Below are 18488 nucleotides of genomic sequence, written 5' to 3' on the forward strand. Positions count from 1 at the left end.
GCCTCGGCGGCGTCGGCCAGCGCCAGGGCCTGACGGTCCGTCAGCAGTCCGCCGGGCAGCCGGACCCGGGCCAGGGCGCCGTCGTCGGCGGTGTGCAGACGAAGGGCCCCCGGACAGGCGTCCGCACGGCCCCGGTCGGGCCCGGCGGCGCCCGGCGTGGTGACGTCGGGTGTCGGTGGCATGGCGGCGAGCATACAGATGATCCGATCGGTTTCCCCCGTACTCCGGGTCACACTCCCGGACCGGGAGGAGGCTCCCCGACCGGGGCACTCCCCCAGCTCAGCCGTACCCCGTACGATGCTGCCGGGCGTCCCTCGCGGGCCGTCCGCACGCCAGCGACGGCGCAGGGGAGGAAACCGGTGCAAGCCCGGTGCGGTCCCGCCACTGTGACCGCGGTTCACCGGAGCTCCGGGACGCCGCGGGAGCCAGGAACTCCTGCCGTCCTCCACCGGCCCGGGGCGCGGACCCCGAGGAAGGCTTGAAGCCATGCGCCGCCGCATGCCCGCGACCCCGCCGTCGCACGCGCCCGTGCCCGCTGTGGCCCGGCCGCACGCCTCCGGGCGCTCGGACCCGCCGTCGATGCTCTCCCCCGGCCGGGTGGCCGGGCGGTGCCCCCACGCTCCGGCGCTCCTTCCTTCGTCACCCGCTTGTCACTCATCACGTCCAACGCCGGCGCGCCCTTCGGCTCGGGGCGGTTCCGAGGCCGGGAGGGCCTACGCATGATTCTGCTGCTGTCGACGTCCGACACCGACCTGCTCAGCGCCCGTGCCTCCGAGGGCCCGGTGCGCTACCGGCTCGGCAACCCCGCCCGGCTCACCGCCGAGGAGCTGCCCGAACTGCTGGAGGGCACCGACCTCGTGGTCGTCCGCCTGCTCGGCGGCCGCCGGGCCTGGCAGGAGGGCCTGGACGCGCTGCTGGCCGGCCCCCGCCCGGTGGTCGTGCTGACCGGCGAGCAGGCGCCCGACGCCCAGCTGATGGAGCTGTCCACCGTCCCGGCCGGCATCGCCGCCGAGGCGCACGCCTACCTCGCCCACGGCGGCGCGGCCAACCTGGCCGAGCTGGGCTCCTTCCTCTCCGACACGGTGCTGCTCACCGGCCACGGCTTCGCCCCGCCCGCCTCCGCCCCCGCCTGGGGCCCGCTGGAGCGCACCGCGCGGGTCACCGACGGCCCGACCATCGCGGTGCTCTACTACCGCGCCCACCACATGAGCGGGAACACCGCCTTCGTGGAGACCCTCTGCCGGGCCGTCGAGGACCAGGGCGCGCAGGCGAAGGCGTACTACTGCGCCTCGCTGCGCGGCGCCGAGCCGGAGCTGCTGGCCGAGCTCGGCGCGGCCGACGCGATCGTCACCACCGTGCTCGCCGCCGGCGGCACCCGCCCGGCCGACGCGCAGGCCGGCGGCGACGAGGAGGCCTGGGACGCGGGCGCGCTCGCCGCCCTCGACCGCCCGATCCTCCAGGCGCTCTGCCTGACCTGGTCGCGCGCCCAGTGGGAGGCCAGCGACGACGGCCTCTCCCCCCTCGACACCGCCACCCAGATCGCGGTGCCCGAGTTCGACGGCCGGCTGATCTCCGTCCCGTTCTCCTTCAAGGAGCTGGACGAGGACGGCCTCACCGTCTACGCCGCCGACCCCGAGCGCGCCGCCCGGGTCGCCGGCACCGCCGTCAAGCACGCCCGGCTGCGGCACGTCCCGGCCGCCGAGCGCCGCCTGGCGCTCGTCCTCTCCGCGTACCCGACCAAGCACGCCCGGGTCGGCAACGCCGTCGGCCTGGACACCCCGGCCAGTGCGGTGCGCCTGCTGCACCGCCTGCGCGAGGAGGGCATGGACCTGGGCGACCGGCTGCCCGGACTCGACGTCGCCGAGGACGAGGACGGCCACGAGGGCGACGCCCTCATCCACGCCCTGATCGCGGCCGGCGGCTACGACCAGGACTGGCTCACCGAGGACCAGCTGTCCCGCAACCCCGTCCGCATCCCGGCCGCCGACTACCGCCGCTGGTACGCCACGCTGCCCGCCGCACTGCGCGAGCAGGTCGAGGACCACTGGGGCCCGGCCCCCGGCGAGCTGTACGTCGACCGCTCGCAGAACCCGGACGGCGACATCGTGCTGGCCGGGATCCGGTCCGGGAACCTGCTCGTCCTGATCCAGCCGCCGCGCGGCTTCGGCGAGAACCCGGTCGCGATCTACCACGACCCCGACCTCCCGCCGAGCCACCACTACCTCGCCGCCTACCGCTGGATCGCGGCCGCCGAGGCGGACGGCGGCTTCGGCGCCGACGCGGTGATCCACCTCGGCAAGCACGGCAACCTGGAGTGGCTGCCCGGCAAGACCGCCGCGCTCTCCGCCGAGTGCGGCCCGGACGCCGTCCTCGGCGACCTGCCGCTGATCTACCCGTTCCTGGTCAACGACCCGGGCGAGGGCACCCAGGCCAAGCGCCGCGCCCACGCCACCCTGGTCGACCACCTCGTCCCGCCGATGGCCCGCGCCGACTCCTACGGCGACATCGCACGGCTGGAGCAGCTCCTCGACGAGCACTCCAACATCGCCGCGATGGACCCGGCCAAGCTGCCGGCCATCCGCGCCCAGATCTGGACCCTGATCCAGGCCGCCAAGCTCGACCACGACCTCGGCCTCGACGAGCGCCCCGAGGACGACGGCTTCGACGACTTCCTGCTGCACGTCGACGGCTGGCTCTGCGAGGTCAAGGACGCCCAGATCCGCGACGGCCTGCACGTGCTCGGCCAGGCGCCGGCGGGCACCGACCGGGTCAACATCGTGCTCGCCATCCTGCGCGCCCGCCAGATCTGGGGCGGCGTCAGCGCCCTGCCCGGACTGCGCGAGGCGCTCGGCCTCGACGAGGCCGCCCTGACGCTGGGCGCCACCGACGCCGCCGAGGCGCAGGCCCGCGCCCTGGTCGAGGCGATGGAGGCCGAGGACTGGGCGCCCGACGCGGTCGAGAAGGTCGCCGCCGGGCTGCCGGCCGCCGTCGCCGAGGTGCTCGCCTTCGCCGCCACCCAGGTCGTCCCGCGCCTCGCCGCCACCACCGACGAGCTGGACGCCGTGCTGCACGCGCTGCAGGGCGGATTCGTCCCGGCCGGCCCCTCCGGCTCGCCGCTGCGCGGCCTGGTCAACGTGCTGCCGACCGGCCGCAACTTCTACTCCGTCGACCCGAAGGCCGTGCCCAGCAAGCTCGCCTGGGAGACCGGCCAGGCACTCGCCGCCTCGCTGCTGGAGCGCTACACCGCCGACAACGACGGCGCCTTCCCGCCCTCGGTCGGGCTCTCGCTCTGGGGCACCAGCGCGATGCGCACCGCCGGCGACGACATCGCCGAGGCCTTCGCCCTGCTGGGCGTCCGGCCGGTCTGGGACGACGCCTCGCGCCGGGTCACCGGCCTGGAGGCGATCCCGGTCGCGGAGCTCGGCCGCCCGCGCATCGACGTCACGCTGCGCATCTCCGGCTTCTTCCGGGACGCCTTCCCGCACGTGGTCGCCCTGCTGGACGACGCGGTGCGCCTGGCCGCCGCCCAGGAGGAGCCGGACGAGCAGAACTTCGTCCGCGCCCACGTCCAGGCCGACCTGGCCGTCCACGGCGACGAGCGCAAGGCCACCGTCCGCGTCTTCGGCTCCCGCCCGGGCACGTACGGCGCCGGTCTGCTCCAGCTGATCGACAGCCGCGACTGGCGCACCGACGCCGACCTGGCCGAGGTGTACACGGTCTGGGGCGGCTACGCGTACGGGCGCGGGCTGGACGGGCGGCCGGCCCGCGAGGAGATGGAGACCGCGTACAAGCGGATCACCGTCGCCGCGAAGAACACCGACACCCGCGAGCACGACATCGCCGACTCGGACGACTACTTCCAGTACCACGGCGGCATGGTCGCCACCGTGCGCGCCCTCACCGGCAAGGCCCCGACCGCCTACATCGGCGACTCGACCCGCCCGGAGACGGTCCGCACCCGGACGCTGACCGAGGAGGCGGCCCGGGTCTTCCGCGCCCGCGTGGTCAACCCGCGCTGGATCGAGGCGATGCGCCGCCACGGCTACAAGGGCGCCTTCGAGATGGCCGCCACCGTGGACTACCTGTTCGGCTACGACGCCACGACCGGTGTGGTCGCCGACTGGATGTACGAGAAGCTCACCCAGGAGTACGTCCTCGACCCGGTCAACCGCGAGTTCCTGGCCGGCGCCAACCCGTGGGCGCTGCACGGGATCAGCGAGCGGCTGCTGGAGGCGGCGAGCCGCGGCCTCTGGGAGCAGCCGGACCCGGAGCTGATCGAGCAGCTCCAGGCCGCCTTCCTGGAGACCGAGGGCGACCTGGAGGGCGGCGAGGGCTGAGGCCCGCCCGCTCCCCGACGGTGTTCCCGTCACCCGTTCGGGTGACGGGAATACTGGTGGCGTGCCTCGGCCAAGCGGACAATACGGGGCATGTCACGCCGCCCAGTCCTCAGCCCGCCCGCCCTCGGCGCGTCCGACGCCCGGGACCGGGACGCCCGTGCCCACCGGTACCGGCCGCGGGTGGCCGCGCTCGCCGCCGGGGCGCTGCCGGTCCTCGCCTTCCCGTCGGCCGGGCTGGCGGAACTGGCCTGGGTCGGCCTCGTCCCTGGACTGCTGCTGATGCAGCGGGCGCCCGGGGCGCGCGAGGCGGCGGTGCGCGGGTGGTGGTTCGGCGCGGGGTTCATCCTCACCGCGATGTACTGGCTGATCCCCTCCATCGGGCCCGGCCTGCCCCTGCTCGCGATCGTGTTCGGCGCGCTGCAGGCCGGCCTCGGGCTCACCGTGTGGCTCCTGCTGCACCCGCCGCTGACCGCCCGCCGGGCGCTGCTCGCCCTGGCCGTCGTCCCGGCAGTCTGGCTGACCACCGAGTACGCGCGCTCCTGGCACGCCCTCGGCGGGCCCTGGGCACTGCTCGGCGCCACCCAGTGGAAGCACCCGACCGTCCTCGCGCTGGCCTCGGCCGGCGGGATCTGGCTGGTCAGCGCCGCCGTCGTGGCCGTCAACACCGGGGTGCTGATCCTGCTGACCGCCACCGAAGCGCGACCGCGGGCCGTCGCGGCGCTGGCCACCGTGCTGGTGCTGGCGGCCGGGCCGCTGCTGTTCGCGCTGCGCGCCGCGCCCGCCCCCGCCGGCGCCGTCACGGTCGCGCTGATCCAGCCCGGCATCGTCGAGGACCCGCAGGCCCGGTTCGACGCCAGTGCCGCCGCCACCGCCGGGCTCGGCGCGCGGCCGGTCGACCTCGTCGTCTGGGGCGAGTCCAGCAGCACCGCCGACCTCGACCGCGACCCGGCCGCCCTGGCCACGCTGCGCCGGCTCGCCGCCGACACCGGCGCCGGGATCCTGGCCGGCGAGGACGCGCGCAAGGCGGACGGGCGGATCTCCAAGGACGCGGTACTGGTCTCCCCGGACGGGATCACCGACCGCTACCGCAAGATCCGGCTGGTGCCCTTCGGCGAGTACATCCCGCTGCGCCCGCTGCTCGGCTGGGTCGCGGGCGTCAGCCGGGCGGCCGGCGAGAACCGGGCGCCGGGGACGGCCTTCCACGTCCTCCCCGCCACCGACCGGACGGGCGCGCCGCTGCCGGTAGGGGCGCTGATCTGCTTCGAGTCGGCCTTCCCCGACATGTCCCGCGCCGCCGCCCGGGACGGCGCCCGGATGCTGGTCTACCAGTCCTCGACCTCGACCTTCCAGCGCACCTGGGCGCCCGAGCAGCACGTCTCGCTGGCCGCGATCCGGGCCGCCGAGACCGGCCGGCCCGCCGTGCAGGCCTCGCTCACCGGCGTCTCGGCCGCCTTCGACGCACAGGGGCGCGAGCTGGCCCGGCTCGGCACCGACCGGACCGGCGCACTCACCGTCCGGCTGCCGCTGACCGCGCCGTCCACGCTGACCTGGTACGACCGGGTCGGCGACGTGGTGCCGGCGGCGGCGCTGCTGGTCACCGCCGCGGCGGCGGTGACCGGCGGGGCGGCCCGGCTCCGCCGCCGGACGGCGGGGGCGGAGGCCGGGGCGGAGGAGGGTCAGCCCTCGGGCCCGGCCGCGTAGATGCCGAAGGCCGCGCCCATCGGGTCGCGCAGGACGCCGATCCGCCGGCCGTTCGCCATCGAGAACGGTGCCATCAGCACGTCCCCGCCGAGGTTCCCGGCCCGGAACGTCGACACGTCGGCGTCCGCGACCGCGAAGTACGGCAGCCAGTGCGGCGGCACCTGCGGCGGGAACCGGTCGTCCATGGTGAGCATGCCGCCGAAGTCCTCACCGGACAGGCCCCACTGGGTGTACTGCTCGGACGGGTTGACCGACCAGCCGAACACCGCCGGGTAGAAGGCCCTCGCGCCCTCCGGGTCGCGGGTCAGCAGCTCCACCCAGCCGAGCGCACCGGGCACGTTGAGCACCTCGGCGCCGGTCAGCCGGCCCGCCTGCCAGAGCCCGAACACCGCGCCGGCCTGGTCCGCCGCGATCACGAACCGCCCGAAGTCCAGCGCGTCCATCGGCGCGACGACGATGCTCCCGCCCGCCTCGGTGATCCGGGCGGCGGAGGCGTCCGCGTCGGTGACCGCGAAGGAGACGCTCCAGGCCGTCGGCTGGCTCTCCCCGTACAGCGGGGTGATCGAGGCGGCGATCGCACCGCCCAGCTTCATGAAGGTGTAGCCGCCGGCCTCGGGCCGTTCGTCGGCCTCGGGCTCCCAGCCGAACAGTTCGCCGTAGAACCGCCTGGCCGCCTCCGGGTCGGAACTGCCGTGCTCGACCCAGCAGGGCCCGCCGGTGGTCACCGTGTTCAGCTTCATCTCGCCGTGCTCCCTGTTTCCTGCTCGGTACTTCGTGGTTCCTGCACCTTGGTGGGCGGGTGGGTGGGGTGCGGATGGGTGGGCGGCCCGGTGCCCGTTCAGCCGATCTCGAGGACGAGCTTTCCGCGCGCGTGGCCGGACTCGACCAGGGCCAGCGCCTCGGCGGCGTGGGCCAGCGGGAAGCGGCCGGTGACGTGCACGTCCAGCTCGCCGGCGGCGACCAGGTCGGCCAGCGCGGCGAGCGTCGCCGGGGTGGTGGACCGGGTGATGTAGCGCCCGCCGAGCTCCGCCGCGGTCGCCGGGTCCGCGGTGGAGACCAGCTTCGACCGGTCGGCCAGCGTCCCGGCGGCGGCGCGCAGATCGTCCCCGCCGACCAGGTCGAGGATGCCGTCCACCCCGTCCGGCGCGACCGCCCTGATCCGCTCGGCCACGCCCTCGCCGTAGAGCACCTGCACCGCGCCGAGCGACTCCACGTACCCGCGGTTGGCGTCGCTCGCCGTGCCGACCACCCGGATGCCCCGGCTCCGCGCGATCTGCGCGGCCGCGCTGCCCACACCGCCGGCCACGCCGAGGATCAGCAGCGTCTGCCCGGAGCCGACGCCGACGTCCCGGACGCCGTCGTCGGCGGTCGCGGCCGCCACCGGCAGCGTCGCCGCCTCCGCGAACCCGAGACCGTTCGGCTTGACCGCGCTGGCGCTGGCCACGAGCAGGGTCTGCTCGGCGAAGGCGCCCGTCGCCGTGACGCCGAACACCTCGTCCCCCGGTGTGAAGCCCGTGACCTCGGGCCCGATCCGCTCGACCACCCCCGCGGCCTCCTGGCCCATCACCGCCGGCAGCTCTCGCTCCTGCCCGAGCCACCCGCGGCGGATCTTCCAGTCCACCGGGTTCACCCCGGCCGCCCGCACCACGATCGCCAGCCGGCCGGGCCCCGGCGCCAGCACGGGGCGGTCCAGGAACTCCTGATTCTCCGGCCCGCCGTACCCGACGAACCCGAACGCCTTGGCCATCCTCGATCCACTCCTTCGCTGGGCGTCCCGCTCCCGCCCCAGCATGCGGGCCACCGTTGGCCACGGCCCGCCGGTGGCGCCGAACGGGCGGGGGGAGAAGGAGCAGGCGGGCGGCGAGCGGACGACGGCTGACAGATGACAGATAACAGATAATGAAATCTGTTATCTGTCATCCGTCAGCTGTCAGCCACCGGGCGGCCCCTCCCCCCGCGTTGGCGCGGACCCGAGGGGAAGGACCCGCGCCACCCGCCCCGGGCGTCGGTCACCCCCGGCTGTGGTCTCCCGTCCGGCCGTCGATGAGCTCGCGGATGATGTCCATGTGTCCGGCGTGGCGGGCGGTTTCGGTGGCCATGTGGATCAGGACCCAGCGCAGCGATACCTCGTCCCCGAACCAGGCCCGGCCGGTGTCGTCCAGCTCCAGCTCCTCGATGACCTGGTCGGCGGCGGCGCGGGCACGGTCGTAGAAGGTGAGGATGCCGGCGGTCGACTCGTCCGGCCGTATCGTGAGGTCGGACTCCTCGTCCTCGTCGAGGTCGAACGGCAGCGGACCGGTCTCGCGGCCGAACGTCTGGCAGAACCAACCGAGTTCGGCGCCGCCGAGGTGCTTCACCAGCCCCAGCAGCGTCGTCCCCGAGGCCGTCATCGGCCGCCGGAGCTGTTCGTCGTCCAGGCCCTCCAACTTCCACAGCACGGCGTCACGGTGCCGGTCGAGAGCCGCGAACAGGCTCTCCTTCTCCGCCCCTTGGAAGGGCACGCGCTTCATCATGCGCGGACCCTACAGGCCCCCGGGGCGGCGGAACCAACCCGGGGGCCTTCTTGACGAAGCGTCAATCCTCAATCACTCAAGGGCGATTCAGCGCTCCGACCGCTGCACCTGGATCCAGAGCTGCGCCTCGGCCTCGCCCTCGGACGGGAAGCGGGTGCGCAGGATCTCCGGTCCCGGGCGGGTCTCGTACGGGTTGGACGGGAACCACTGGGTGTAGACGTCCCGCCACATCTCCTGGAGGGCCTTCGGGAAGGCCCCGGTGCTGGAGAAGACCGCCCAGGTGCCGGCCGGGACCTCGCGCACGTCCAGGTCGTCCGCGACGACGGTGTCCGCGCCCGCCACCACCGCGTGGTAGTAGTCGAGTTCGACGCCCTCCTCGCGGCTGTCCGAGAAGAACTCGGTGACCGCGACGATGCCGTCCGGCTCCCCGTCCGAGAGGGTCGCGATCCGGTCGACGGTCTCCCGGCCGAGCCCCCGGATGAACTCGGCGATGGCCGGGTTCACCCCCTCGTGGACGAGCGGGACCCGGGCCCGCCGGCCGACGATCCGGAACGCGGGCTTCTCGACGATCCGGTATTCCATACTGCTGCTCCCTTCGATGACGAGTCGGAAGGACATCCGGGGCTGGGACTTCAGCACCGCCCCCGCACGCCGGGCCTCGCCCGGCCCGACGCCGTGCATGGCCCGGAACGCCCGGGCGAACGCCTCTCCCGAGGCGTAGCCGTAGCGGACCGCCACCTCCAGCAACGTCCGTTCACCGGAGAGCACTTCGGCCCCGGCGACGGTCAGCCGACGGCGTCGCACGTACTCCGACAACGGCATCCCGGCCCGCGCCGAGAACATCCGCCGGAAGTGGTACTCCGACGTCAGCGCGGTCCGCGCCAGCCCGGCCACGTCGACCGCCGCGCCGGGACACGCCCCGAGGTCCTCCTCGATGCGCTCCATCGCCCGGTTCAGGTGCTCCAGCACTGCGCCCCGTCCTTCCCTTCACTGATCACCACCGTAGGAAGGACCCACCCTGCCGCACCCGACATCCTGTGCCCGCTCCGGTCGGGTACGGCAGACCGGTGGACCGGTCAGGAGCCGTCGGCCCGCACCGCGTAGACGTACCTGGTCCCGGCGTACTCGCTGAGGTTCCAGATCACCGACTCGCCGTACGCCCAGCCGGTGGTGGCCGCGCTGTGGAAGCTCAGGTCCTCGCTGCCGACGGCCAGCCTGGTCACGGTCGACGGCGTGTCGGATCCCGAAGTGACGGCACGCAGGCTGCCGTTGGCGGAGCCGTTGCTCGCGGAGAGGTAGTGCTTCGACTGCTGCGAGACGACGCCCTGGATCTTGCCCTGCTTGACCGTGACCGCCTCCGAGGCGGTGGTCGAGCCGAGCCGGCGGTTGGTGTAGTCGAGGTTCCAGCGCACCACCTTGGGCGTGGGGACCTTCGTGCCGTTGCCGTTCCAGCCGGTGCCCGAGTAGTCGACCACCGGGTCGGCGAGGTCCACCGCGTACTCGCTGACGGTCAGGCTGTCCGGCGTGCTGGCGCGGTCGAGCCCGAGGCAGGAGAACCGCAGCAGCGTGCCGGTGTTGTCGTACGCGGCGCTCTGCGGCAGCACGTACTTGTAGTCGTAGGCGTAGTGCCTGCCGTCGGCGTCCAGCCCGCAGACGTCGGACTTGCCGGTCGCCACCTCGAAGACCGTGTCGAGGTCGAAGACCCGCAGACCCTTGGTGGTGTCCACCATGTAGAGCAGGTTGCCGTACCAGAGGATGCCGCCCGCGTGCCGCTGCACCGGGGCGTAGGAGTACGCGCCGCTCGCGGTCTTCACCGGCTCGACCAGCAGCACGTGCCGGTACTTGGGCGCCAGGCGGTCGGTGTGGTCGACGAAGGAGACCCGGACGCCCTTGTTGACCGGGAAGTCGGGGGTGCCGTCGCCGTTCGGGTCGGTGTCGAAGTACCAGGACACCAGGACCACCCGCTTGCCGCTCCACACGCCGGAGCCCAGCGCGTCGGCGCTGGTGGTCACGCCCTGCGGCACCCACTCCTCGACCGCCTGGTCGCCCGGGTTCCACGCGAAGCCGTCCTGGAAGGCCCCGACCCCGCCCGGCGCCGCCGTCAGGTGCCGCGCGTCCCGGTTCGCGTCGGCCAGCACGTCGGCCACCGTCGCCCTGGGCAGCGTCCGGGCCAGTCCGGCGGCGAGGTCCGCGTACGCACCGTGCCCGTTGCCCACCCGCTCGGCCAGGGTGAACTGGCCGGGCGTGATCGTCCCGGCCTCGGCCACCGCCGGGGTGAGGGCGGCACCGGCCATCACCGCGAAGGGTGCGGCGGCCATTCCCTTGATGATCGTCCTACGTGACATGGTCATGGAGTCTGAACGTAGGCGCGGCACTGCACATCTGACAAGCCGTGACGCGTCGCCGGGCCGTGCGGCGACCGCGACTCCGGCCGGTCCACGCGCAGCCCGGAACGGCCCGGAGCAGCACAGAGCTCCGGACCGCCGGGTGGCCGACGGGAAGATCCGAGGCCCCCGCGGTGTTGCGACCCTCCACCACCGCAACCGCGCCACCGACCCAGCCGCACCGCCGACCCGACCGCTCCGCACCACAAGCCGCGCCCCCAGCCGCACCACCGACCGCAGCGCCCCCACCCCGCCCCACCACCGCGGCAGACCGGAACGCAGTTGTTCAAATTGGAACTACCTAGTACGGTCGAGAACCGACCACCACACCGGTAACGGAGGCCCCGTCCATGCCGCAGCTGCCGCATCCCGCCACACCGCACCCGGGTGCCGCCACCGTGCGCTCCCGGGTCCGCATCCCGCTGACCTTCCCGGACGGCTACCGCGCCGAGGCCGAGGTCTTCACCTTCCACGGCCTCGCCGACGGCGCCGAGCACCTGGCACTCGCCTTCGGCCCGGTCGCGGTCCCCGGAGACACCGGGGAGGCGGCCGCCGGGGCCGGAGCGGCCGCGGACGCCCGGACGCCGCTGGTGCGGCTGCACTCGGAGTGCCTCACCGGCGACGTGTTCGGCTCGGACCGGTGCGACTGCGGCCCGCAGCTGCGCGAGTCGGTCGAGCGGATCGCCGAGGCGGGCGGCTACCTGCTCTACCTGCGCCAGGAGGGCCGGGGCATAGGCCTCTACAACAAGCTGGACGCCTACGCCCTCCAGGACGCCGGCCTGGACACCTACGACGCCAACACCGCGCTCGGCCTGCCCGAGGACGGGCGCGACTACACCGCCGCCGCCCAGATGCTCACCGCGCTCGGCGCCACCCGCATCGACCTGCTCAGCAACAACCCGGACAAGGCCGCGCAGCTGTCCGCCCTCCGGATCACGGTCGGGCGCCGGGTGCCGACCGGCGTGCACGTGTCCGACAGCAACGTCCGCTACCTGCGCGCCAAGGTCGAACGCACCGGGCACTCGATCGAGCTGTCCCGCCTGGTGGGCTGAGCCGCAGGGCACGGCGGCCAGGCACGCAGCCAGGCACGGCGGGCCGGGCACCGAAAAGCCGGTGGCCCGGCACCGCGGAACGACTCCGCAGTGCCGGGCCACCGGCTCGGGCCGGTCGGGTCAGTGCTGCCAGACCCGCACGTAGTCGACCTGCATGTCGGCCGGGGCCGCGGTCGGGCCGGAGGCGTAGACCGCGTTGTTGAGGATCAGGTACATCGGCGAGGAGGTGATCCCGGTGGTGATCTGACCGACCTTCACGCCGTCGTAGTAGTAGGTCACCGAGCCCGGCGCCCATTCGGCACCGAAGGTGTGCCAGCCGCTGTAGTTGCCCGAGGCACAGCCGCCGGGACCGCCGGACGGCGAGTGGAAGTGGTAGCAGGCCTGGCCGCTCAGGCCCTCCATCACGTCGAGCTCACCGTCGGCCGGCCAGTTCTGGCCGTCGGTCCAGAAGGCGGGCCAGTTGGCGACCTGCGAACCGGAGGCCGGCAGGTAGATCCGGGACTCGAACGCGCCGTAGGTGAACTGGGCCTTGCCGTTGGTGTTGACCAGGCCGGAGGTGTACGCGTAGTTCTTGCCGTTCACCGTGGCCGGCTTCTGCTCGGCCTTCAGGTGCAGGCTGCCACCGCTCTCGCTGATCTGGGACGGGGCGTAGGCGGCGGACTCGGCGCTGTTCACCGGGGGCGTGGTGCAGGTGGCGCAGCCGAACCAGTTGGGGTTCCACTTCGAGCTGTCGAGCGAGGAGCCGTTGAACTCGTCGGCGAAGACCGAGTGCCAGCTGCCGGGGATGCCGAGCGGACCGGCCGTGCCGGACGGCTGGGACGGCGTGGCGGACGGCGAGGCCGTGGCCGACGGCGTCGAGGACGGGCTCGGGGTCGACGACGGGCTCGGGGTCGACGACGGCGTCGAGGACGGGCTCGGCGTCGAGGTGGGCGTCGAGGTGGGGCTCGGCGCCGAGGTGGGCGTCGAGGACGGGCTCGGGGTCGACGACGGCGTGGACGACGGGCTCGGCGTCGTGGAGGGCGTCGGCGCCGGGGTCACGGTCCCGGCCGGACCGGCGGTGAAGCTGCCGATCGGGGCCAGGTTGTGCCAGCGGTTGTTGGTCTCGTAGGCCACGAAGTACGTGTACTTCCCCGCCGGGAAGGTGCGGCTCGACGGGGTGAAGGTGCGCTTCGCCGACGTGAGGGTCGCCGGGACCGCGCCCGGGAAGTCGTAGTTGGCACCGTCGGCCGAGCGGACCGCGATGGTCAGCGCCTGCACCGCGGTCTGCTTGGTGGCGTGCAGCTTGGCGGTGGCGGTGACCGGGGCGCCGGAGCCGGGTGCAGTCGGCGTGATCGAGAGGGAGTCGACCACCACCGGCTCGGCCGGCGCGGCCGGCAGGGCCCAGGCGGTGGCCGCCCCGGTTCCGGTAGCGGCGACCGCGAGGGCGAGGACGGCGAGCCGGCGGGTGCCCGTGAGCGTACCGCGGCGGGATTTCGAGTGCTTGGCCATGCGTGGAGGACCTTTCGTTCCCCCCGGCTGTGGACGCGCAGCAGCCTGGACGAGGGAACGGTCCGCACGCAAGCCCGATGCCGCGGCCGGAGCCGCGGCATCGATCGTGTACCTTCCTAAAACTCCTGGTGGGGCGGGCCTTCGGGGGGTCGGCGCGGCCCCGCTGTGAGATGGGGCACAGGTGCCGGTCCGACAGCAGGGAAGAGACGCCGGACACATCGGACACACCGGACGGATCGGACGCCCCGGCAGGGCCGTCGGGCCGGGGGCCGCCGGGGCCGGACGGGCCTGCCCGGCCGGCCGCGGACCCGGCGGCTCACCGGTGCACCTCCGTGGCGACCGCCCGGCTGATCTGCCGGGCCGCGAAGCCCGTCCCGCACACGAAGCGCATCATCGGCCCGAAGGTGTCGGCGGCGGAGAGGCCGGTGAAGTAGAGCCCGGGCACCGAGGACTCGAAGCCGTGGGACAGCCGGGGAGCGCCCCCGTTCCGCCGGGCCACGGCGCCGCGCAGTCCCGGGTCCAGCAGCTCCAGCCGCTCGACGTCGACCCGGTACCCGGTGGCGGCCAGCACCTGGTCGACCTCCAGGGTGCCGGTGGAGCCCTGCAGCCGGAGCCGGACCCGGCCGTCGACCTCCTCTCCCGACACCACCCGGTGGCCGGTGAGCACGGGGAACCGGCCGGCCACCCGGTCCCGCAGCCACCACGCCCCGGACGGCCCGAGCACGGTCCGCACCAGCTCCGCCCGGGTGCGGTCCGGCAGGTACCGGAAGGCGGCCGGGGCCCGGGTGAACGCGACGAAGGACCAGCCGGGGCCGAGCGTCGAGGCCGGGTGGGCGATCCGCTCCGGCCACGGCCGGTCGCCCGGCCGGTCGGTCGAGGGCGGCTCGCCGAAGTGCAGCCGGTCCGTCCGCGCGACCAGCACCGGTTCGGCGCCCGCCTCGGCCATCAGCGTGGCGCTCTCCAGCGCCGACTGCCCGGCGCCGATCACCGCCACCCGCTGGCCGGCGAACTTCGCGAGGTCGGCGTGGTCCGAGGTGTGCGAGGCGAGGCCCGCCGCGACCAGCGGCCGGAGGACGGCCGGGATCCGGGCGTACGGCGGGAAGCCGTTGGCCAGCACCACCGTCCGGGCCGCGAACTCCTCGCCGGTGTCCAGGGAGAGCCGGAAGCCGGGCGGCGCCCCCGCGATCCGGACCACGGCCGCGCGCTCCACCCCGGGCACGCACCGCTGCTGGAACCACTCGCCGTAGCGGACGAACTCGTCCAGCGGCACCGCGTACCGGTCCCCCACCCGGACCATGCGGCGGGCGGCCCGGAAGTCGTTCAGCCCGAAGCGGCCCTCGGGATCCGCGATGGAGGAGGCCCGGGGCGTGGACTTCAGGAACATCCCGACCGGCATGCGTGCCCGCCAGCTCCCCATCGGCACACCCATCACGCGGACGGCAACGCCCTGCGCCCGGAGGTGGGCCGCCACGGACAGCCCGTACGGCCCGGCGCCGACGATCGCGACGGGCACTTCAGTGATCGAGTTCATGTCGAACCTCCCGGGGCAAGGCCCTTGGCCATCCGGTGTCCGGCGTAGCCGGCCACCCTCTGCGTCGCCTGGCCGCCGAAACGGACCGCCATGACCGCGGCGGGTGCCGGGTCGTCACGGCAGAGCCAGGCGCGTTCGGTGGTGCGCCGCGGCTTCAGGTCGGGCAACGGTCGCCGGTCCCGCCAGAACGTGGCGGCGGCGGAGAGCACGTCCAGCTGGCCCACGCCGAAGAAGCGGGGCAGCTGCGGACCGTGCGGCACCGGACGGCCGGTCAGGGACAGGTGCAGGGCGCGGACCACGTCCACGCCTTCCGCGGTCTCGAACAGCCGGAACTGGGCGCCGGTGCGGGGATTGAAGTCGAGCAGCTTGTACTTGCCGTCGCGCAGGTCCAGGCGCCAGTCCAGGTCGGCGATGCCGCTGTAGCGCAGCGCGCGGCACAGTCGGACGGCGAGTTCGGCCAGCTCGGGGTTGGGCAGCGAGACCGCCCGGGTGGTGAACCCGCCCGTGGGCGGGTACGAGCGCAGCTTGTGCCCGGTGAACACGGCCAGCGGTTCGCCGCCGGGTCCGCAGCACAGGTGGGTGATCCAGTCCTCGGAGCGCTCCTGCACCAGGTACTCCTGGGCCAGGACCGACAGCCGTCCGTTCGGCGGGCAGGCGGCCAGCAGTTCCTGTTCGTCGTGCACGATCGTGGAGTGCGTGACGACCGGGCGGCTGAGCCGGGTGAACGGCTCGAGGTTCTTCAGCACCATCGGGTAGCCGCAGGTGCGGGCGGCGGCGAGCAGCTCGTCGTGGTCGCGCGGGGCGGCGGTGACGGGTGCCGGGATGCCGTGCTCCCGGCAGATAGCGTGCAGGGCGCCCTTGTTGGCCAGTCTCCGGGGGAGCCCGGCGGGCACCGGCGGCAGCGCGAAGTGCGGGGCCAGCTCGTCGGCGTGCTCGGCCAGCAGGACGGCGGCCTCGTCGTCGGTGGGCAGGGCGATGCAGCGGCGGCCGATCGCCCGGCCGACGTCCCGGACGACCGAGAGCAGTTCCTCCGGGCTCTCGCGTCCGGTGGTGGGCCGGACGAAGGCACGCGTCAGGTAGCGGGAGACCGCCGTCGGCGTGAGCCGGTCCTCGACCATCGCGTAGACCGGTACGCCGGCGCGGCCCAGCGACCGCACGACGCCGACCGGGCCGTGCGCCAGCGGGTACTTCCCCACCTTGACGAGCAGGACCGCGGTCCGCCGGTCCAGATCCGGCCGCCTGGCCGGGTTGGTGTGGTCGGTCCGGTTCATGTCGTCGTTCCTCCTCCGGGTCGTTTCAGTGCTGCCAGACGGCGACCCAGTCGGCCTGCACCTGCGTCTGGTCGACGCCGCGCGGGGGCGACTGCTGGTAGCCCACGGCAAGGTTGAGGATCAGTTCCATCGGGGTGGTCGGGATCGCGGCCGGGTCGGTGACCTGGAAGACCTGGACGCCGTCGACGTACCAGGTGACGGCGTCCGGCTCCCAGTCGAGTCCGAACACGTGGTAGCCGACGGAGAAGTCCGCCGGGCCGTGGGCGTAGTGGGCGTCGATGTTGGTGCCGTCGGGGGCCTCGGCGTGCAGGTTGAGGTCGGCGTACTGGTTGCTGTTGATGAACTCGACGGTGTCCAGCTCCGGCAGCCCGCCCCGGGTGTTGGCGGAGAGCAGCCAGAAGGCGGGGAACATGCCGAGCGGCTGGTCGGTCGTCCTGATCGCGGCGGCGAAGTAGCCGTAGGTGAAGGTGTGCCGCGGGGTGCCGTCCCAGCTGTCGCGGCCGGTGGAGATCATCCCGGAGGTCCAGGGGTAGGTCTTCCCGTCGCTGCCGGTCGTGGGTCGGCGCTGGGCGGTCAGCGTGAGCGCGCCGTTCGCGACCGAGACCTGGCCCGGGAGGTACCACTGGTCCTCGTGGTTGCCGCTATTGGTGCAGCCGCGGACGTTCCAGTCATAGCAGGTGGTCCACTTGGAGCCGTCCAGGGTGGTGCCGTTGAAGTCGTCCCGGAAGGCCTCGTGCCACGGGCCGGTCGCGGGGGGCTGGTCGGCGCCGACCGGCGGCGGCGTGGTGCCGGACGGGCCCGAGGGCGCCGCGGTCGCGGTGTGGAGGGCGGGGTGGAGGGCGGCCGCGCCGACGCCGGCGCCGTTGGCCGCGCCGCAGGCAGCGGCGAGGAGCAGCGCGCAGGCGATCGCCGGCAGCCGCCACCGGAGCGGAGGCCGGGCGGACGGCCCGCGGTCCGGCCGGGGCCGGCGGAGGCGGGGGACGCGGCGGTCGGCCTCACCGGACCCGGACCCGGGTGCGGGCCGGTCGGGCCGGTCGGTCGCCCCGGCCCCGTCGGTCGTCTCGGCCCCGGCCCGGTCGGACGCCTCGGGCGCGGCTGCGGGCCGCACGGCCCGGCCGGACGCGAGGACGGGTGCCGCGGGGAGGCGGCGCGGGAGCAGGGTCAGCAGGGTGGTGAGCCCGGTGAGCGCCAGCACGGCCCGGCCGGGCGTGAAGGAGTGCGTGAAGAACAGCGCCTCCGCGGTGAGCATCGCCAGCGCCAGGCTCAGCACCACGGCCAGCGAGGCGGCGCTCAGCCGGCCGGGCCCGCGGTCGCGCCAGGACGGTCCCGGCCGGGCCCAGGCCACGGCGGCCGCGCCCGGGCCGGCCAGCAGGAAGGCGCCGGCGACGACGGCCCGCAGCGGGTTCCCGGCCGGGAGCAGCAGGGCGACGAGGGCGGTCCAGCCGGACAGCGCCGGGAGCGCGCGCGGCAGGGTCCACGGCCGGACGGTCATGACGTGCCCCGTTCGGCCGAGCCGGCGGCAGCGTCCACTCCGCCGGACGGGACGTGCGCGACCGGGCCGTGCGGGACCGGGACGTACGGGGGCGGGGTGTACCGGTAGACGACGGCGTCCTCGTTGGAGAAGACCAGCCGCAGGTCGGGCGAGGCCGCGGCGGCGGCCGCGAAGCCCTCGGTGGCGGAGACCGGCAGCAGCCCGGTCAGCTCGCACTCGACGAGCTGGGCGCGGGTCAGGATCAGGTAGGTCGGGCCGGCGTAGTTCGGCCGTGCGAGGGCCGTCCGCAGGACGTCGCCGGGATCGGCCGCCAGGCGTTGCAGGTCCCCGCCGGCGGCGTCGCCGAGGACGAGCCGCGAGTGGTCGTCGTAGCGCATTTCGCCGCCCGGCTCGTTGGCGGTCAGCGAGATGACCCGGGAGCCGGCCGGGGTCGCGGCGACGTAGCGGAGTGCGGCGACCTCCTGCGGGGTGAAGTAGTTCATGCTCTCCTTGCCGAAGTAGCCGAAGAGCAGGCCGGCGAGCAGGCCGAGCAGGACGACGGCGGTGGCACCGGTCCGCACCGGGCCGAGGGGCCGGTCGTCCGGCGGCACGGAGGGCGCCATCGACGGTGCCGTGGACGGCGCAAACGGAGTACGGGAAGCGGCCAGGTCTGTCCGATCGGTGGACGGATCGCCCCCCGGATCCGCGCAGTCTTCGATGATCCCGCAGTGGTGCAGCTC

Annotated in this window: 13 protein-coding genes, 1 pseudogene and 1 riboswitch; of the genes and pseudogenes, 3 read left to right on the forward strand and 11 right to left on the reverse strand. The window is 74.4% G+C overall.

What is annotated here, in order from left to right; translation table 11 throughout:
• Positions 1-194, reverse strand: a pseudogene (locus ABZ885_RS21215) (cobalamin biosynthesis protein CobG); the annotation flags it as partial.
• A 155-nt stretch (positions 195-349) separates the two neighbouring features.
• Positions 350-435, forward strand: a riboswitch (cobalamin riboswitch).
• Between the two features lie 284 nt (positions 436-719).
• Between ABZ885_RS21215 and cobN the strand changes: the two are divergent.
• Together cobN and lnt are read left to right on the forward strand one after the other, a co-directional pair.
• The gene (cobN, locus tag ABZ885_RS21220) at positions 720-4337 is read left to right on the forward strand and encodes a cobaltochelatase subunit CobN (protein WP_360190673.1); all 3618 of its coding nucleotides are present in this window, start codon (positions 720-722) and stop codon (positions 4335-4337) included.
• A 90-nt stretch (positions 4338-4427) separates the two neighbouring features.
• The gene (lnt, locus tag ABZ885_RS21225; RefSeq protein ID WP_360190676.1) at positions 4428-6038 is read left to right on the forward strand and encodes an apolipoprotein N-acyltransferase; all 1611 of its coding nucleotides are present in this window, start codon (positions 4428-4430) and stop codon (positions 6036-6038) included.
• On the opposite strand, the gene ABZ885_RS21230 is transcribed toward lnt, so the two are convergent.
• From ABZ885_RS21230 to ABZ885_RS21250, 5 genes are all read right to left on the reverse strand, one after another.
• On the reverse strand, positions 6014-6778 hold the full coding sequence (locus ABZ885_RS21230; RefSeq protein WP_360190678.1) for a VOC family protein: 765 nt from the start codon (positions 6776-6778) through the stop codon (positions 6014-6016). The genes lnt and ABZ885_RS21230 overlap by 25 nt on opposite strands.
• 98 nt (positions 6779-6876) lie before the next feature.
• On the reverse strand, positions 6877-7785 hold the full coding sequence (locus tag ABZ885_RS21235; RefSeq protein ID WP_360190681.1) for an NADP-dependent oxidoreductase: 909 nt from the start codon (positions 7783-7785) through the stop codon (positions 6877-6879).
• A 262-nt stretch (positions 7786-8047) separates the two neighbouring features.
• Entirely contained in the window at positions 8048-8551 is a 504-nt protein-coding gene (locus ABZ885_RS21240) for a DinB family protein (protein ID WP_360190684.1), read from the reverse strand.
• 87 nt (positions 8552-8638) lie between these two features.
• On the reverse strand, positions 8639-9520 hold the full coding sequence (locus ABZ885_RS21245) for a GyrI-like domain-containing protein (protein WP_360190685.1): 882 nt from the start codon (positions 9518-9520) through the stop codon (positions 8639-8641).
• A 107-nt stretch (positions 9521-9627) separates the two neighbouring features.
• On the reverse strand, positions 9628-10896 hold the full coding sequence (locus ABZ885_RS21250) for a hypothetical protein (RefSeq protein WP_360190688.1): 1269 nt from the start codon (positions 10894-10896) through the stop codon (positions 9628-9630).
• A 389-nt stretch (positions 10897-11285) separates the two neighbouring features.
• Between ABZ885_RS21250 and ribA the strand changes: the two genes are divergently transcribed.
• Entirely contained in the window at positions 11286-11987 is a 702-nt protein-coding gene (ribA, locus tag ABZ885_RS21255) for a GTP cyclohydrolase II (RefSeq protein WP_360190691.1), read from the forward strand.
• Between the two features lie 120 nt (positions 11988-12107).
• On the opposite strand, the gene ABZ885_RS21260 is transcribed toward ribA, so the two are convergent.
• The 5 genes from ABZ885_RS21260 to ABZ885_RS21280 form a co-directional block, all read right to left on the reverse strand.
• Positions 12108-13475 carry a glycoside hydrolase family 16 protein gene (locus tag ABZ885_RS21260; RefSeq protein ID WP_360190693.1) on the reverse strand — a complete coding sequence of 456 codons (1368 nt, stop codon included), beginning with the start codon at positions 13473-13475 and terminating at the stop codon, positions 12108-12110.
• 316 nt (positions 13476-13791) lie between these two features.
• On the reverse strand, positions 13792-15006 hold the full coding sequence (locus tag ABZ885_RS21265) for an FAD-dependent oxidoreductase (protein WP_360190696.1): 1215 nt from the start codon (positions 15004-15006) through the stop codon (positions 13792-13794).
• Positions 15003-16277: an ATP-grasp domain-containing protein gene (locus ABZ885_RS21270; RefSeq protein WP_360190699.1), complete on the reverse strand. Its 1275-nt coding sequence runs from the start codon at positions 16275-16277 to the stop codon at positions 15003-15005. Before ABZ885_RS21270 ends, ABZ885_RS21265 begins: the two co-directional genes overlap by 4 nt.
• Before the next feature lie 25 nt (positions 16278-16302).
• Positions 16303-17769 (reverse strand): family 16 glycosylhydrolase, encoded by a 1467-nt coding sequence (locus ABZ885_RS21275; RefSeq protein ID WP_360190701.1) that lies wholly within the window; start codon positions 17767-17769, stop codon positions 16303-16305.
• Entirely contained in the window at positions 17766-18371 is a 606-nt protein-coding gene (locus ABZ885_RS21280) for a hypothetical protein (RefSeq protein ID WP_360190704.1), read from the reverse strand. The genes ABZ885_RS21275 and ABZ885_RS21280 overlap by 4 nt, the downstream gene beginning before the upstream one ends.
• Between the last annotated feature and the right edge of the window lie 117 nt (positions 18372-18488).

The organism is Kitasatospora sp. NPDC047058 (genome assembly GCF_040643935.1).
GTDB lineage: Bacteria > Actinomycetota > Actinomycetes > Streptomycetales > Streptomycetaceae > Kitasatospora.

Coding starts and splice junctions, on each gene's coding strand:
- cobN (WP_360190673.1), top strand. CDS start 720: ATGATTCTGCTGCTGTCGACGTCCGACACCGACCTGCTCAGCGCCCGT.
- lnt (WP_360190676.1), top strand. CDS start 4,428: ATGTCACGCCGCCCAGTCCTCAGCCCGCCCGCCCTCGGCGCGTCCGAC.
- ABZ885_RS21230 (WP_360190678.1), bottom strand. CDS start 6,778: ATGAAGCTGAACACGGTGACCACCGGCGGGCCCTGCTGGGTCGAGCAC.
- ABZ885_RS21235 (WP_360190681.1), bottom strand. CDS start 7,785: ATGGCCAAGGCGTTCGGGTTCGTCGGGTACGGCGGGCCGGAGAATCAG.
- ABZ885_RS21240 (WP_360190684.1), bottom strand. CDS start 8,551: ATGATGAAGCGCGTGCCCTTCCAAGGGGCGGAGAAGGAGAGCCTGTTC.
- ABZ885_RS21250 (WP_360190688.1), bottom strand. CDS start 10,896: ATGTCACGTAGGACGATCATCAAGGGAATGGCCGCCGCACCCTTCGCG.
- ribA (WP_360190691.1), top strand. CDS start 11,286: ATGCCGCAGCTGCCGCATCCCGCCACACCGCACCCGGGTGCCGCCACC.
- ABZ885_RS21260 (WP_360190693.1), bottom strand. CDS start 13,475: ATGGCCAAGCACTCGAAATCCCGCCGCGGTACGCTCACGGGCACCCGC.
- ABZ885_RS21265 (WP_360190696.1), bottom strand. CDS start 15,006: ATGAACTCGATCACTGAAGTGCCCGTCGCGATCGTCGGCGCCGGGCCG.
- ABZ885_RS21270 (WP_360190699.1), bottom strand. CDS start 16,277: ATGAACCGGACCGACCACACCAACCCGGCCAGGCGGCCGGATCTGGAC.
- ABZ885_RS21275 (WP_360190701.1), bottom strand. CDS start 17,769: ATGACCGTCCGGCCGTGGACCCTGCCGCGCGCGCTCCCGGCGCTGTCC.
- ABZ885_RS21280 (WP_360190704.1), bottom strand. CDS start 18,371: ATGGCGCCCTCCGTGCCGCCGGACGACCGGCCCCTCGGCCCGGTGCGG.